The 15655-nt window shown below is 45.0% G+C and carries 15 protein-coding genes; 14 read left to right on the forward strand and 1 reads right to left on the reverse strand.

Going from position 1 to position 15655, the window contains the following annotated elements; genetic code table 11:
• The first annotated feature begins 843 nt into the window (after positions 1–843).
• The 14 genes from MTF70_RS19200 (at position 844) to pgpA (ending at position 13719) form a co-directional block, all read left to right on the forward strand.
• Positions 844–2133, forward strand: a complete 1290-nt coding sequence (locus tag MTF70_RS19200; RefSeq protein WP_005381592.1) for an NCS2 family permease — start codon at positions 844–846, stop codon at positions 2131–2133.
• A gap of 263 nt (positions 2134–2396) precedes the next feature.
• Positions 2397–2861 (forward strand): oxytetracycline resistance phosphoribosyltransferase domain-containing protein Tet(34), encoded by a 465-nt coding sequence (gene tet(34) / locus MTF70_RS19205; protein WP_005381590.1) that lies wholly within the window; start codon positions 2397–2399, stop codon positions 2859–2861.
• 91 nt (positions 2862–2952) lie between these two features.
• Positions 2953–4200: an esterase FrsA gene (gene frsA / locus MTF70_RS19210; protein WP_005381586.1), complete on the forward strand. Its 1248-nt coding sequence runs from the start codon at positions 2953–2955 to the stop codon at positions 4198–4200.
• A 115-nt stretch (positions 4201–4315) separates the two neighbouring features.
• Positions 4316–4705 (forward strand): sigma factor-binding protein Crl, encoded by a 390-nt coding sequence (gene crl / locus MTF70_RS19215; protein ID WP_005381584.1) that lies wholly within the window; start codon positions 4316–4318, stop codon positions 4703–4705.
• Positions 4706–4826: 121 nt separating this feature from the next.
• Entirely contained in the window at positions 4827–5966 is a 1140-nt protein-coding gene (gene proB / locus MTF70_RS19220; protein ID WP_005383771.1) for a glutamate 5-kinase, read from the forward strand.
• Between the two features lie 17 nt (positions 5967–5983).
• Positions 5984–7234, forward strand: a complete 1251-nt coding sequence (locus tag MTF70_RS19225; protein WP_025768889.1) for a glutamate-5-semialdehyde dehydrogenase — start codon at positions 5984–5986, stop codon at positions 7232–7234.
• Between the two features lie 206 nt (positions 7235–7440).
• Positions 7441–7890, forward strand: a complete 450-nt coding sequence (nrdR, locus tag MTF70_RS19230) for a transcriptional regulator NrdR (RefSeq protein WP_005381578.1) — start codon at positions 7441–7443, stop codon at positions 7888–7890.
• Between the two features lie 7 nt (positions 7891–7897).
• Positions 7898–9025 carry a bifunctional diaminohydroxyphosphoribosylaminopyrimidine deaminase/5-amino-6-(5-phosphoribosylamino)uracil reductase RibD gene (gene ribD, locus MTF70_RS19235; RefSeq protein ID WP_205460842.1) on the forward strand — a complete coding sequence of 376 codons (1128 nt, stop codon included), beginning with the start codon at positions 7898–7900 and terminating at the stop codon, positions 9023–9025.
• An 8-nt stretch (positions 9026–9033) separates the two neighbouring features.
• Positions 9034–9687 carry a riboflavin synthase gene (locus MTF70_RS19240; protein ID WP_005383626.1) on the forward strand — a complete coding sequence of 218 codons (654 nt, stop codon included), beginning with the start codon at positions 9034–9036 and terminating at the stop codon, positions 9685–9687.
• Between the two features lie 173 nt (positions 9688–9860).
• Positions 9861–10970: a bifunctional 3,4-dihydroxy-2-butanone-4-phosphate synthase/GTP cyclohydrolase II gene (gene ribBA / locus MTF70_RS19245; protein ID WP_005381573.1), complete on the forward strand. Its 1110-nt coding sequence runs from the start codon at positions 9861–9863 to the stop codon at positions 10968–10970.
• Positions 10971–11139: 169 nt separating this feature from the next.
• Positions 11140–11610, forward strand: coding sequence for a 6,7-dimethyl-8-ribityllumazine synthase (gene ribE, locus MTF70_RS19250; protein WP_005381572.1), 471 nt, complete (start codon positions 11140–11142; stop codon positions 11608–11610).
• Positions 11610–12077: a transcription antitermination factor NusB gene (gene nusB / locus MTF70_RS19255; RefSeq protein ID WP_005381571.1), complete on the forward strand. Its 468-nt coding sequence runs from the start codon at positions 11610–11612 to the stop codon at positions 12075–12077. The genes ribE and nusB overlap by 1 nt, the downstream gene beginning before the upstream one ends.
• Before the next feature lie 78 nt (positions 12078–12155).
• Positions 12156–13121: a thiamine-phosphate kinase gene (thiL, locus tag MTF70_RS19260; protein WP_047102095.1), complete on the forward strand. Its 966-nt coding sequence runs from the start codon at positions 12156–12158 to the stop codon at positions 13119–13121.
• 91 nt (positions 13122–13212) lie between these two features.
• Positions 13213–13719 carry a phosphatidylglycerophosphatase A gene (gene pgpA, locus MTF70_RS19265; protein ID WP_005381569.1) on the forward strand — a complete coding sequence of 169 codons (507 nt, stop codon included), beginning with the start codon at positions 13213–13215 and terminating at the stop codon, positions 13717–13719.
• A gap of 58 nt (positions 13720–13777) precedes the next feature.
• Here pgpA and dxs read toward each other — a convergent pair whose 3' ends face one another.
• Complete coding sequence (dxs, locus tag MTF70_RS19270; protein WP_248394212.1) at positions 13778–15643, reverse strand: 1-deoxy-D-xylulose-5-phosphate synthase; 1866 nt, start codon at positions 15641–15643, stop codon at positions 13778–13780.
• Positions 15644–15655: the final 12 nt, after the last annotated feature.

Raw genomic sequence — 15655 nt, forward strand, 5'->3', positions numbered from 1 at the left:
AGCACTATGTGTTCTCTATCATACATTCTGAAAGTGGCTTTATTTTTTTAATTCATAAAATTGTAATTTAATTACATATAAACTTTGATAAAGGTCAATTTATGTATTTTTTGTGATTCCAATCACTAAAATGCTTGTAATTAAATTTCTTGGTGGTATATTTGTAACCAGCTTCTGAGAGAAGAATGAAATGCTCAAAGGATGAGTCCGTTTTATCGCCTCCAAGGAACCGAGAAATCAACGAATGTTTAATTGATTTAAAAGGTGATAGTTATGAAAGGTTTACCAAGTACAATGTTCTGGAATAGCAAGTCTGTTTACACCGGTAACTTTGTATACCCAACAAGCTTTGGCTACTAAGTGAAGTCAACGCATGTGACTCGAACAGTTTGTTCACCCCTATAAATTGGAATTTTTTTTCAGTGATAGTGCTGACATGATTCACCGCCACCCAAATTGGGTGGCGTTTTTTTATCTCTATTTTCTCTTCCTGACTCACTTATTGCCATCAAAGCCTTCTTCTATTCCCCATTCTTCGGTTTTATCGACTTTTCCATCAAATCTGTTAGATACCATGTTTAAAATGGGCCTTTTTCATCTGAAAGTTTAGTACATTGCTCAGTTTTTATTCTCTTTTAGAGAACTGTGTTATCTGGGTTACCTATTGTTTTATAAGAATATATTTCTTTACTTGCTTTGATGGGTTAGAGAATGTGTTTCATATCCAAAGAAAAAAAACGCATTAGAGTGAAGATTCTATCTAGAATTTGCTATTTGATAACTTTATAATTCCCGCCAATCGATTACGCAACCGTTTACTTTTTACCTTTACAGGATTCGATCATGCTCGAGAGGCTTTTTAAACTCAGTGAAAATGGCACAAATGTGCGCACTGAGATCATTGCAGGTGTTACAACCTTCCTAACTATGGCTTACATTATTTTTGTAAACCCAGCGATCCTGTCGGATACCGGTATGGACCGTGGCGCCATTTTTGTCGCAACTTGTCTTGCTGCCGCAATCGGCTGTTTTATCATGGGATTTGTTGCCAATTACCCAATCGCACAGGCACCAGGAATGGGCCTGAACGCATTTTTTACTTACTCTGTTGTATTAGGAATGGGTTATACGTGGCAAGTTGCGTTGGCGGCTGTATTTGTTTCTGGCCTTCTGTTCATTCTTTTAAGCGTATTTAAGATCCGTGAGTGGATTATTAACTCGATCCCGCATTCTCTACGAACAGGTATTTCAGCTGGTATTGGTCTTTTCTTAGCGTTTATCGCATTAAAAAATGCAGGTATTGTCGTTGATAACCCAGCGACATTAGTTTCTATGGGAGAGATCACATCATTGCCATCTGTATTGGCCGCGATTGGCTTCTTTCTTACGATTGCATTGGTTCACCGTGGTGTGAAAGGTGCGGTGATGATCGCTATTCTTGGCGTTACAGCGCTTGGTCTTCTATTTGGTGATGTGCAGTGGGGCGGTATTATGTCAACGCCACCAAGCATTGCGCCAACTTTCATGCAACTGGATTTCTCTGGTTTGTTTGAAGTAGGCATGATTTCCGTCGTATTTGCTTTCCTATTTGTCGATTTATTTGACACCGCAGGTACGCTCGTTGGCGTTTCTCAAAAAGCAGGTCTAACTGATGAGAATGGCAACATCCCTCGTTTAAACAAAGCGTTACTTGCAGACTCAACAGCAACGTCAGTAGGTGCATTACTTGGTACTTCTAACACGACATCTTATATTGAAAGCGTTTCTGGTGTGGCTGCGGGTGGGCGTACTGGTCTAACAGCCGTGGTTGTTGGTGTACTCTTCCTACTTGCTCTATTGTTCTCACCACTTGCGGGTATGATCCCTGCTTATGCAACGTCAGGTGCGCTATTCTATGTGGCGATCTTGATGCTGTCTGGGCTAGTAAGCATTGATTGGCGTGACCTAACTGAAGCGTCCCCAGTTGTTGTGACTTGTTTAGTTATGCCGCTAACATTCTCGATTGCAGAAGGTATCACGTTAGGCTTTATCGCATACGCGGCGATCAAGTTATTCAGCGGTAAGGGCCGTGAAGTGTCGATGAGTGTATGGGTGATGTCAGCCATCTTCATCGTTAAATACCTCGTCGGTTAATTTCTCGAGCAAAAAGCCAGTGTGGATTTATTCACGCTGGCTTTTTCTTTTTTACGTTGTTCACAGAAGACGGTTTTTCTGCGGAATAGGCAGAGAATTTTGATATCACCGTTGGTATTAGCGGTGTGTTTCGGTAGAATAATCGTTTGCGCAGCTTGAAATCCTCGTCTCCAAACATTTTGGAGAAGTTAGTGAGCATTCCGCTTTTGAGTGACTTCGCTAGATTTTGAGGATGCATATTTTCAAATTATTAGGTTATTACAATGAGTAAAAAATTCATTATCACTTGGGATGCAATGCAGACTTACTGCCGTGAACTGGCTGAGAAACAAATGCCAGCTGAGCAATGGAAAGGAATTTGGGCGGTAAGCCGCGGCGGTTTGGTTCCTGGCGCTATTTTAGCTCGTGAACTGGGTATTCGTTACGTTGATACAATCTGTATTTCAAGCTACGACCATGATCATCAGCGCGATATGACGGTACTAAAAGCACCTGAAGGTGATGGCGAAGGTTACCTAATCGTTGAAGACCTAGTAGACAGTGGTGATACAGCGCGCAAACTACGTGAGATGTATCCAAAAGCGAAAATGATCGCTGTGTGTGCGAAACCATCAGGCAAAGAGCTGCTGGATGATTACGTTGTAGATATTGCTCAAGACACTTGGATCGAGCAGCCTTGGGATATGTCAATCCAGTATGCTGAGCCAGTAAACCGCAAGCAAAAATAAGCGCGGTTAAAGAATATTGAGAAATGCCCCTTTATAGGGGCATTTTTTTTATTATGATATTAAATCATGCTAATAGCCTAGGGTTCTTCCTATGTCTGAAGACGTCAGTAAAAATCTTTCCGAAACTTTGTTCGTGAAACATAAGCAAGCAAAAGAAACCTCCGCGCTTACCCAGTACATGCCGACCAGTAAAAAAATACTTGATGAACGAGAAGCGCAGGGTGATCGTGCTTGGTATCGTCATTTGCGTCGCTTGCAATGGGCTTGGCAAGGATTGTCTCCGATCGAAATGGAAGGCGTACTGTCCAAAATTGCTTCATCATCTCACTCGCGAACCAATGATGATTGGTTAGACACTGTAATGGGTTATCACAGTGGTAACTGGACATTTGAGTGGATCAAGCTTGGTATGGATCATCAGAAGCGAGCAAATGAAATGCAAGGAGAAGAGGCAGCGGATGAACTCTTCACTGCTTCTTTGTGTTTTAGTATTGCAGGCTACCCACATTTAAAAAATGACAATTTGGCATCGCAGGCTCAAGTACTGGCAAACAAAGCGTATTCTGACGGCGCAGAAAAAACTAAGTACACCATCAAGCAAATTGAAGTGCCTTACCAAAATCGCAAAATCATCGCGAACCTCCATTTACCAAGAACGGATAAACAGTTGCCTGTGGTCATGGTGAGCGCTGGTTTGGATACTCTACAAACCGACATGTGGCGTTTGTTCCGTAATCGTCTTGCACCGCGAGATATTGCGATGTTAACCGTAGACATGCCTTCAGTAGGGCATAGCTCTCATTGGCCCTTGACCGAGAATTCAAGTTGCCTACATCAAGCGGTATTGAATGAGCTTTACTCGCTACCTTGGGTTGATCATCACAAAGTGGGGTTAGTTGGGTTTCGTTTTGGTGGTAATGCCATGATCAGACTCTCTTTTGTCGAGCAGGAAAAGATCAAAGCTTGTGTCGCTCTAGGCGCACCCGTACATGATATTTTTACTTCCCCTCAGAAGTTACAAAAAATGCCGAAGATGTATTTAGATCTTTTGGCTTCCCGTTTGGGGAAAAATGCGGTTGATATTAATAGCATGGCTGGTCAGATGATGGCGTGGTCATTGAAGGTTCAGGGCTTCCTGAGCAGTCGAAAAACCAAAGTGCCTATTTTGGCTTTGAGTCTTGAAGGCGATCCAGTGTCGCCACACAGTGATAATCAACTTGTTGCTCTATTTAGCCAGTATGGTAGAGCGAAAAAAATCAGTTCCAAAACAATTACAAAAGGATATGAGCAATCCCTCGATTTAGCCATAAAGTGGCTAGAAGATGAATTATTAGGGTGACAATTCTCCTAAATTAGTTAAGAGTGATATATCTGAGCAAAAAATAAGCTCATGATAATTAAAAATAATAATCATTCTTGGGTGTTTACTTTTAACTATGAAAACGGAGATTCATATGTCAGAGACGACTCAGGGCCCGACTCACTTTCGCTTGATGTCAAAGTTGAAGGCGATAGGGCCTTACCTGCGCGAACCACAATCGCAAGAAGGGCGCTATTATTTTGATTGTTTATCTGTATGTGTAGACGACAAAAAATCGCCTGAGAAGCGTGAATTTTGGGGCTGGTGGATGGATTTGGAATCCATCGAGGGAGGCTTTACTGCTAAATATCATATTGGCAAGTACAACAAAGAAGGGCAATGGGTATCTGAAGCCCTTCCCAAAAAAGTGGTAGAGGAAGTGTATCTCACGCAGAGCACATTCCATCAAAAGCTGGTTGATACTTTAGAAGAACACTTCAAATTAGAAGTCGAATATCACACGGAGTCTTTCGATTTCGCTTAATTTGGTTGTTTTCATTTAATACCAAACAAAAAGGTGCGAAAACGCACCTTTTCTCTTGTTAATTCCCTATTTGATTGTTAAAACATCCTCTCTTTATTTGTTTTTCACTTCAGAAGACATCATGACAACGAATCAACAAAATGCAGTTGTTTCACAACCACAAACTGTCGTTGTGAAACTGGGTACAAGTGTGCTGACAGGCGGCACTCTGGCACTCGACCGTGCACACATGGTTGAGTTAGCACGCCAGTGTGCTGAGCTTAAAAAACAAGGCCATTCAATCGTAATGGTTTCGTCTGGTGCGATTGCAGCAGGCCGTGAGCATCTTGGTTACCCCGCATTGCCCAACGAGATGGCGAGTAAGCAGTTACTTGCCGCGGTGGGGCAGAGTCGCTTGATTCAAACATGGGAGTCTTTGTTTGGTATTTATGGTATCAAGATTGGCCAAATGCTACTAACCCGTGCCGATTTAGAAGATCGTGAGCGATTCCTTAACGCGCGTGACACTATTAATGCGCTCGTTGCGAACGATATTGTTCCTATCGTAAACGAAAATGATGCCGTTGCGACTAGCGAGATTAAAGTTGGCGATAACGACAACCTTTCCGCTTTGGTAGGCATTTTATGTGGTGCAGATAAGCTCTTGCTTTTAACGGACCAAAAAGGTCTGTTTACTGCTGACCCTCGTAAAGATCCGAACGCAGAGCTTATCAAGGAAGTAAAAACCATCGACGATACGCTGCGTAAAATCGCAGGTGGAAGCGGTACAACATTGGGTACTGGTGGTATGGCAACGAAGCTGCAAGCCGCAGACATCGCTCGCCGCGCAGGTATCGAGGTTATTATTGCTGCTGGTAGTGCGCCGAATGTTATCTTTGACTCTTTAAGTGCTGAACCTCAGGGCACGCGCTTCCTACCTTGCGCTGAAGCCTTAGAGAACCGTAAACGCTGGATTCTAGCGGGACCTGCGGCATCGGGCGACATCGTTATTGATGATGGTGCAGTCAATGCTGTGGTCGGCAAGGGCAGTAGCCTACTTGCTAAAGGGGTCATCAAAGTTAGTGGTGACTTCGCACGAGGCGAAGTGGCGCGTGTAACAAACGCTCACGGTAAGTTGGTGGCTCGTGGCATCAGCGCCTACTCAAGTGATGACCTAACTAAAATTACTGGTAAACACAGTAAAGATATCATCTCTATTTTGGGGCATGATTATGGCTCTGAGGTGATTCACCGCGATGATTTGGTCGTCATTCAGGAATAGAATTAGAGGGAAGCAAAGTGGATTTAACGAATATGGGTAAAGCTGCTAAAGATGCAGCTTTCGAATTAGCGACAGCGTCAACTGCGCAAAAGAACCAAGCATTAGCCATCATTGCTGATGAGCTAGAAGCAAACTCTGCTGCTATTTTGGCGGCAAACGCTAAAGACATCGAACTTGGCCGTGAAGCGGGTTTAACCGATGCGCTGCTCGATCGCCTTTTGCTTAATGAAGAACGACTGACTGCAATTGCGAATGATGTTCGCAACGTCATTAGCTTGAACGATCCTGTAGGCAGCGAAATAGACAGTAAGGTACTGGAAAATGGGATGTCACTGTCTCGTCGTCGTGTGCCGCTTGGTGTCGTGGGCGTAATTTATGAAGCGCGTCCAAACGTAACCATTGATATTGCAGCGTTGTGCTTGAAAACCGGCAACGCAAGCATTTTACGTGGTGGCAAAGAGACCTTTTTCTCGAATATGGAATTAGTGAAGGTTATTCAGTCTGCGCTCGCAAAGGCGAACCTTCCAGCCGCTTCTGTGCAGTACATTGAAAAACCAGATCGTGAGCTTGTTTCTCAATTGCTTAAGTTGGACGATTACGTCGACATGATCATTCCACGCGGTGGTGCTGGCCTACACAAAATGTGTAAAGAAAACAGCACGATTCCGGTGATTATTGGTGGCTTTGGTATCAGCCATATCTTTGTCGACGAATCCGCTGATCTAGAGAAATCCCTGAATGTGGTTGAGAACTCTAAAGTTCAACGTCCATCTGCGTGTAACTCATTAGATACGCTGCTCGTGCATGAAAAAATTGCAGCGCAATTCCTACCAATGATCGTAGAGCGCATGAACGATAAAGTGACCTTCGTGACAGAGCCTAAGGCAAAAGCACTGATGGCTCAAGCAACACAAATTCGCGATGCTGTTGAAGGTGACTTTGATACGGAATGGTTGAGCTACACTCTTGGTGTAAAAGTTGTGTCTGATGTGAAAGATGCCATTGTTCATATGCGTGTCCATAACGCGAGCCACTCAGATGCGATCATGACCAATAGTTTGGAAAACTCAGAACTGTTCATCAATTCTGTCGGTTCGGCGGCGGTTTATGTGAATGCTTCAACGCGCTTTACAGACGGTGCGCAATTTGGCCTTGGCGCAGAAGTCGCAGTATCTACGCAAAAGCTACATGCACGCGGTCCGATGGGCTTAGAAGAGCTAACTAGCTACAAGTGGGTTGGTAAAGCGAACTACTTAGCACGCAGTTAACACATTCGACGAGATCTTGAGTGAAAAAGGGGCCTTTGCGCCCCTTTTTGTTTTGTCTAACATACCAATTCCGCTACACTACATGAGCTTTTATTTCGGTTTGAAAGCGTTATACCCAAATAGCTTTAATAGAGTCCGTATAACCATGAACGCGTGGTTATCCGTGATTGCTCATGAGGTTATTTTGGTATAGATATGGAGGTGATATGCATTGTCCTTTTTGTTCCGAGAACGATACCAAAGTTATTGATTCCCGCTTAGTGGCTGATGGCCATCAAGTTCGACGTCGCCGTCAGTGCTTGGCGTGTAGCGAGCGTTTCACTACTTTTGAAAGCGCAGAGTTAGTGATGCCTAAAGTGATCAAATCGAATGGCAACCGTGAACCATTTGATGAAGATAAAATGGTTGGCGGTATTCAACGAGCTTTAGAGAAACGCCCAGTGAGTGCCGATTCTATAGAGTTAGCGATCAGTATGATCAAATCACAACTGCGTGCGACGGGTGAGCGAGAGGTTCCGAGTGAAATGATTGGTAATTTAGTCATGGACCAGCTCAAAGAGCTCGATAAGGTGGCTTACATTCGTTTCGCTTCCGTTTACCGCAGCTTTGAAGATATTCGCGAGTTTGGCGAAGAGATTGCCCGCCTAGAAGACTGAGTAGCTCATGACTCAACACACTCCTGAAAGCGCGTTTTCTGATTTAGATTTCGCCATGATGTCACGAGCTATTAAGTTAGCGAAACGTGGCATTTATACCACCGCCCCTAATCCAAATGTAGGGTGTGTCATCGTTCGTGATGAAGAAATTGTCGGTGAAGGCTATCACCATCGTGCTGGTGAGCCGCATGCCGAAGTGCACGCGATGCGCATGGCGGGTGAAAAAGCAGTTGGTGCAACCGCTTATGTGACGCTAGAACCTTGCTCTCATTACGGCCGTACACCGCCATGTGCCGAAGGGCTGATTAAAGCGAAAGTGGCACGTGTGGTTTGCGCCATGGTAGACCCAAACCCGAAAGTTGCAGGTCGCGGCATCCAGATGTTACGTGATGCCGGAATTGAAGTTCAAATCGGCTTGTTAGAGCAAGATGCCCTTGCCCTTAACCCTGGTTTTATAAAGTACATGCGTACAGGCATGCCGTTTGTTCAATTAAAAATGGCGGCCAGTTTGGATGGGCAAAGCGCACTCAATAATGGTCAGAGCCAATGGATCACCTCCCCAGCGGCCCGCCAAGATGTGCAGCGTTATCGAGCGATAAGTGGTGGCATTCTTTCTACTAGCAAAACGGTGATTGATGATAATGCATCACTCAATGTGCGCTGGGATGACTTACCTAATAGTGTTCAAGCGCAGTATTTACAAGAAGAGCTTCGTCAACCAGTACGTGTAATCTTAGACCGTCAGAACCATTTAACTGATGCGCTCAAGCTGTTCCATACCGATGGAGAACGAGTTATTGTTCGCTCTGATGGAGACTGTATCCCTCTATTGGACAGCGCTGACCAAATTGACTTATCAACGACATTAAAACGTATCTCGGATGAGCACCACATCAATCACTTATGGGTTGAAGCTGGAGCTACGCTAGCGAGTGCGATGATAAAGGCTAATCTTGTAGATGAGCTCATTGTTTACCTTGCGCCAAAACTCATGGGCAGCGATGGTCGGGGGCTTATCGGTGCTTTAGGGTTAAGCGCTATGGCTGACGTCATAGATTTAAACATTACAGACGTTCGTATGGTTGGGGTAGACATTCGCATCACCGCCACGATAAAACGTAATGAAATTAGATAAGAAATAGTATGTTTACAGGAATAGTAGAAGCAGTGGGCAAGTTAGCTGCGATTACGCCGAAGGGCGAAGACATCACCGTCACGGTTGAAACGGGTACGCTTGATATGTCAGACGTTAAGTTAGGCGATAGCATTGCGACCAATGGTGTTTGCTTAACGGTAGTTGACTTCGGAAGCCACTATTACAGTGCTGATCTGTCATTAGAAACCTTGAAGAAAACTGGGTTTGCTGATTACCAAGTAGGCGATAAGGTGAATCTAGAAAAAGCCATGTTGCCAACAACGCGATTGGGTGGACATATCGTTTCTGGCCATGTCGATGGGGTTGGTGAAATTGTCGAACGCAATTCAGTTGGCCGTGCGATAGAGTTTTGGGTTGCAATGCCTGCGGAAATTAGCAAGTACGTTGCAGAGAAAGGCTCGATTACTGTTGATGGTATTAGCCTAACCGTCAACGACTTACGTAAAAATGCTTTTAAGCTGACGATCGTTCCTCATACGAGTGAAGAAACTACGATTGACCAGTTTCAAGTGGGGCGCAAAGTCAACTTAGAAGTTGATGTACTTGCGCGTTATATGGAGCGTTTACTGCAAGGACAACAAGAAGATAAGGCCGAGTCTCGTATCACGATGGACTTTTTACAGCAAAACGGTTTTGCATAAGTCTTGGGAGTGGCTGCGTGAGGCATGCGATAAAGAGCAGACTCACAGAACACCGCGAGATTCATTGACTTGCTTAATGCAAAGCTCAAACTATTGACCTAACTAGCATTCACTGCAACGTAATTTTTCATTGCTGTCGCAATAACAAATTTAGAATAACGGGATAACAGACTATGCCAATCAGTACGCCACAAGAAATTATTGATGATATTCGCGCAGGCAAAATGGTCATCCTAATGGATGATGAAGACCGCGAGAATGAAGGTGACTTGATCATGGCTGCCGAGCATATTACGCCGGAAGCCATCAACTTTATGGCAACCTATGGCCGTGGCCTGATTTGTTTAACCATGACCAAAGATCGTTGCGAAAGTCTAGGTCTGCCACCAATGGTGCAAGACAATAATGCGCAATACACCACCAACTTTACTGTTTCGATTGAGGCAGCAGAAGGGGTAACGACTGGTATTTCAGCCGCAGATCGCGCACGTACCGTTCAAGCAGCAGTCGCGCCAAACGCTAAAGCTGCGGATTTGGTGCAGCCTGGTCACATCTTCCCTCTCGCAGCTCAAGACGGCGGTGTACTGACTCGCGCAGGTCACACTGAAGCTGGCTGTGATTTGGCTCGTCTTGCTGGTTTAGAGCCAGCATCGGTGATTGTTGAGATCTTAAATGACGACGGCACCATGGCTCGTCGCCCAGATCTAGAGATCTTTGCAGAGAAGCACGGTATTAAATTGGGCACTATTGCCGACCTAATTGAGTACCGCAATAACACTGAGACAACGATTGAACGTGTGGCAGAGTGCAAGCTACCGACAGAGTTTGGCGAGTTCACGTTAGTCACTTACAAAGACACCATTGATAACCAAGTGCACTACGCAATGTGCAAGGGCGATTTGAAAGAAAAAGCGCCACTGGTTCGCGTTCATCTTCAAGACGTTTTTACCGACTTACTACGTAGCGATCGTAATGCAGAGCGCAGCTGGACACTAGATAAGGCAATGAAACGCATTGGTGAAGAAGGCGGTGTGCTGGTTGTTCTTGGCCATGAAGAATCGACCGATCTACTTATTCATCGCGTGAAGATGTTCGAAGCGCAAGACAAAGGTGAAGCCCCAACGCTTGCTAAAAAACAAGGCACGTCTCGCCGTGTTGGCGTTGGTTCACAGATTCTTGCGGATCTCGGTGTACATGATATGCGCCTTCTGTCATCGACCAACAAAAAGTACCACGCGTTAGGTGGTTTTGGTCTGAACGTTGTTGAGTACGTCTGCGAGTAACAACCGAACAATAAGTTCCTAGTCTTTGACGTGCTTAACTCGTCAATGGCTAGGAACCGGTGATTTGCCTCCAATTTCCATTAGATATTGCTCACAAATTTGTGCTAGAATCCGGCGATTCTCACTTGATGAACATATTTCACTTATAAATAGAGTTAAAGGAAAGCTTATGAAAGTGATCGAGGGTGGCTTCCCAGCGCCAAATGCAAAAATTGCTATCGTTATTTCTCGTTTCAACAGTTTTATTAACGAAAGCCTACTTTCTGGTGCGATCGATACACTAAAGCGTCACGGACAAGTAAGCGAAGACAACATCACGGTTGTGCGTTGTCCAGGTGCCGTAGAACTACCTCTAGTAGCTCAGCGTGTTGCTAAAACTGGCAAATTCGACGCTATTGTTTCTCTAGGGTCTGTTATTCGCGGTGGAACGCCTCACTTTGACTATGTTTGTAGTGAAATGAACAAAGGTCTAGCACAAGTGTCTATGGAATTCAGCATTCCAGTAGCATTTGGTGTTTTGACTGTTGATACGATCGATCAAGCGATTGAACGCGCAGGAACCAAGGCTGGTAATAAAGGTGCAGAGGCTGCACTAAGCGCACTTGAAATGATTAATGTACTATCTGAAATTGATTCCTAATGGGGGCCAGTGTGAAACCAGCCGCACGTCGTAACGCACGTCAATTCGCTCTACAGGCGATCTACTCATGGCAAATTACTAAAGAGAATGTTGCCAAGATTGAAGAACAGTTTTTGTCTGGCGACAAATACGATGAAGAAGAACTTCATGCATCTGAGCCAGCGCTTGCTGCTCCAGAGACAGACGTAGCTTACTTCCGTGAACTATTAAGCGGTGTTGTACTTAGCCACGCTGAGCTAGATAGCAAAATTCGTCCATACATCTCTCGTCCTATGCAGGATTTAGATATGATGGAACTTGCTCTTCTTCGCCTTGCTATGTACGAGATGACTCGTCGCGAAGATGTTCCTTACAAAGTTGTTATCAATGAAGCGATTGAACTTGCAAAAGTTTTCGCAGCAGAAGATAGCCACAAGTTTGTGAATGGTGTACTTGATAAAGCAGCACCTCACATTCGTAAGAAATAACGATTTCTTCAATGAAAAGGTCAGCACATGCTGACCTTTTTTGTATCAAAAGCTTTTACATCAAAAAGTAAGTGAATTATGTCTGGTGAATTTAATCTGATAGACAAATACTTCGTCGGTCGTCAGAGCCAACGTAAAGATGTCCATCTAGCCGCTGGTGATGATTGCGCTTTGGTCAAAGCGCCAGCTAATGTTCAGATTGCGATTAGCACGGATACATTGGTAGCTGGAACGCATTTCTTAGCCGACGCGAACCCAGCATGGGTCGCACACAAAGCATTGGCTTCTAACATCAGTGATTTGGCGGCGATGGGCGCAACGCCTGCGTGGGTGAGCTTTGCATTAACGATGCCTGAGCCAGATGAAAAATGGCTTGCTCCTTTCTGTGATGCATTTTTCGAACTGGCTGATTACTATGGTATTCAGTTAATAGGCGGTGATACCACCAAAGGGCCATTGTGTCTGACACTCACGGTGCAAGGTTTTGTACCTGAAGACAAAGCGCTCACGCGATCCGGAGCCAAGCCTGGGGATTGGGTATATGTAACGGGAAACCTTGGCGATGCAAAAGCTGGCTTGGATGTGATTCTAGATGACTCTCTGCGCAGCAGAGCCGGCGCGGAAGCACTAGAGCGAGCTCATTACCTTAGTTCTCCGCGTGTGCTTGCTGGACAAGCTCTTGTTGGCTTAGCCTCGTCGGCGATAGATATTTCAGATGGTTTAATCTCTGATATTAAGCACATTTTACAGCGATCTCAGGTTGGGGTTAGTATTGATGTCTCTCAGCTACCGATCTCTTCAGAATTAGTCCAGTTTTTAGATGATAAGATCAGCGCGCAGCAGTATGCTTTAGCAAGTGGCGAAGAATACGAGTTGTGTTTTACCGTGCCGGAGCAAAATCGAGGCTCGTTACAAAGCGCTTTATCTCATACTGGCTGTAAGGTCACATGTATTGGTCAAATCCGACCAAATGGAACCTTCGAGCTGCATGATAACAATCAACCACTTGATTGGGACTTAAGTGGCTTCGACCACTTTAAATGATCTGAGCTAAGCTCTAGCCAAGAGCCTGTTACTATTGAGTAACTCGCAGGCATGACGATTGAAACCAAACTAGCAGTATAGGTTTAAGGATATGACCAACCCTCTTTCTCTGATTTCATTAAAGAATCCGTGGCATCTATTGGCGACGGGTTTTGGCAGTGGATTATCCCCGTTTATCCCTGGAACAATGGGCACACTGGCGGCCGTGCCTTTCTTTTTGCTGTTGGCACAATTACCATTTACGGCGTATGTCATTGTTGTTCTGATTTCGTGTGTGATCGGCATTCAAATATGCCAAGTGACGTCTGCAGACATGAAAGTACATGATCATGGTTCAATCGTATGGGATGAGTTTGCGGGCTTTTGGATTACGATGAGCATTGTACCTGCACTGAATATTCCACTCACTGAATGGAAGTGGTTGATCACTGGCTTCATCTTATTTCGTTTTTTCGATATGGTAAAACCTTGGCCAATTGGGTGGCTAGATAAGCGAGTTCACGGTGGGCTGGGTATTATGGTTGATGATATCGTGGCGGGAATTATGGCTGGTGTTGCCCTGTTTCTAGTCGCAAAATACGCTGGCTGGATGAATTAAACCATGAACTAAACACTGGACGTAAAAAAGGGATGCCATGAGCATCCCTTTTTACATGCTATTTTGCTAAATAATCCAAGATGGCTTTTTCAATTCCTTTTGCATCGAGACCAAGCTCTTCATGCAGTTCATCTTGTGTTCCCTGATGAATAAACTCATCGGGTAAACCTAGGTTTAAGACTGGCTTAATGATTTTATCTTTCATCATGAACTCAACGACACCCGCACCTGCACCACCTGCGATAACATTTTCTTCTAACGTCACGAGCACGTCATGATCTGCGGCTAATTGACGAATTAATGCTTCATCGAGCGGCTTCACAAAGCGCATATCAGCAACAGTGGCGTTAAGGTATTCTGCCGCTTCTAGCGCGTTACCCAAGAAAGTACCAAAGCTCAGAATAGCAACTTTTTCACCTTGGCGAACCATGTGCCCTTTACCGATTTCTAACGCCGTAAACTCAGTTTCGATTTCTACGCCCATGCCGCTACCACGAGGGTATCGAACCGCACTCGGGCCAGAATGCTTATGGCCAGTGTAAAGCATTTGTCGGCACTCGTTTTCGTCGCTTGGCGCCATGATCACCATGTTCGGAATACAGCGCATAAAGCTCAAATCGAACGCACCTTGGTGAGTTTGACCATCTGCGCCAACGAGACCTGCGCGGTCGATCGCAAACATCACTGGTAAGTCCATGATCGCGATGTCGTGGATCAATTGGTCATAACCACGTTGCAAGAAAGTCGAATAGATAGCAACGATTGGATGATCGCCCGCAATTGCCATGCCTGTTGCCAGTGTCACTGCGTGCTGCTCAGCAATCGCCACATCAAAGTATTGGTCTGGGTACTCTTTTGAGAAACGCACCATACCTGATCCTTCGCGCATTGCTGGCGTAATTGCCATTAGCTTAGGATCTTGGGCCGCCATGTCACATAAAAAGTCACCGAAGATCTTTGAGTAAGTTGGCTTACCGCCACTGCTCTTCGGCAGACAATTATGCGTTGGATCGAATTTAGGAACACCATGGTAGCCGATAGGATCTTTCTCGGCAGGCTCATAACCTTTGCCTTTCTTGGTCATGATGTGCAGGAATTGAGGGCCTTTGAGCTCACGCATGTTTTTTAGCGTTTTGACGAGTTCATTGACGTCGTGTCCATCAATCGGGCCAATGTAATTAAAGCCGAACTCTTCGAACAGAGTACCAGGCACTACCATGCCTTTGAGGTGTTCTTCCGTACGGCGAACCAACTCTTTAATAGGTGGAACACCAGACAGCACTTTCTTACCGCCTTCACGGATAGAAGTGTACAAGCTGCCAGAAAGTACTTTCGCAAGGTGGTTATTCAGGGCGCCGACGTTTTCTGAAATCGACATTTCGTTGTCGTTCAAAATCACCAACATATCAGGATGAACGTCGCCAGCGTGGTTCATGGCTTCGAATGCCATGCCTGCTGTAATTGCGCCATCACCAATCACACTGACGATTTTGCGACCTTTACCTTCTTTTTGTGCGCTGATGGCCATGCCAAGACCTGCACTAATCGATGTCGAAGAGTGGCCGACAGATAAGGTGTCATATTCACTTTCTTCACGCCAAGGGAAAGGGTGTAGACCATCCTTTTGGCGAATTGTTGGCATTTTATCGCGACGTCCGGTGAGGATTTTATGCGGGTAAGCCTGATGACCAACATCCCAGATCAATTTGTCGATAGGGGTGTTGTAAACATAATGCAGAGCGACAGTTAGCTCCACGGTGCCTAAGCCAGACGCTAAGTGTCCGCTAGATTGGCTCACTGAATTTAGCAGATACGTTCGCAGTTCATCACACAGATTTGGTAATGTTTCTTTCGGAAGAAGACGTAATTCTTCCGGTGTATTTGCTAACGCCAGTGTTGGGTACTTTGAAATATCAAGAGTCATATAAATGCGCGC

It is taken from the genome of Vibrio sp. 2CM40D, from assembly GCF_023161825.1.
Classification (GTDB): Bacteria; Pseudomonadota; Gammaproteobacteria; order Enterobacterales; family Vibrionaceae; genus Vibrio; species Vibrio alginolyticus.

What these genes read in the sequence shown, in the direction of transcription:
- MTF70_RS19200 (WP_005381592.1), top strand. Translation starts at nt 844, where the DNA reads ATGCTCGAGAGGCTTTTTAAACTCAGTGAAAATGGCACAAATGTGCGC.
- frsA (WP_005381586.1), top strand. Translation starts at nt 2,953, where the DNA reads ATGTCTGAAGACGTCAGTAAAAATCTTTCCGAAACTTTGTTCGTGAAA.
- crl (WP_005381584.1), top strand. Translation starts at nt 4,316, where the DNA reads ATGTCAGAGACGACTCAGGGCCCGACTCACTTTCGCTTGATGTCAAAG.
- proB (WP_005383771.1), top strand. Translation starts at nt 4,827, where the DNA reads ATGACAACGAATCAACAAAATGCAGTTGTTTCACAACCACAAACTGTC.
- nrdR (WP_005381578.1), top strand. Translation starts at nt 7,441, where the DNA reads ATGCATTGTCCTTTTTGTTCCGAGAACGATACCAAAGTTATTGATTCC.
- ribD (WP_205460842.1), top strand. Translation starts at nt 7,898, where the DNA reads ATGACTCAACACACTCCTGAAAGCGCGTTTTCTGATTTAGATTTCGCC.
- MTF70_RS19240 (WP_005383626.1), top strand. Translation starts at nt 9,034, where the DNA reads ATGTTTACAGGAATAGTAGAAGCAGTGGGCAAGTTAGCTGCGATTACG.
- ribBA (WP_005381573.1), top strand. Translation starts at nt 9,861, where the DNA reads ATGCCAATCAGTACGCCACAAGAAATTATTGATGATATTCGCGCAGGC.
- ribE (WP_005381572.1), top strand. Translation starts at nt 11,140, where the DNA reads ATGAAAGTGATCGAGGGTGGCTTCCCAGCGCCAAATGCAAAAATTGCT.
- nusB (WP_005381571.1), top strand. Translation starts at nt 11,610, where the DNA reads ATGGGGGCCAGTGTGAAACCAGCCGCACGTCGTAACGCACGTCAATTC.
- thiL (WP_047102095.1), top strand. Translation starts at nt 12,156, where the DNA reads ATGTCTGGTGAATTTAATCTGATAGACAAATACTTCGTCGGTCGTCAG.
- pgpA (WP_005381569.1), top strand. Translation starts at nt 13,213, where the DNA reads ATGACCAACCCTCTTTCTCTGATTTCATTAAAGAATCCGTGGCATCTA.
- dxs (WP_248394212.1), bottom strand. Translation starts at nt 15,643, where the DNA reads ATGACTCTTGATATTTCAAAGTACCCAACACTGGCGTTAGCAAATACA.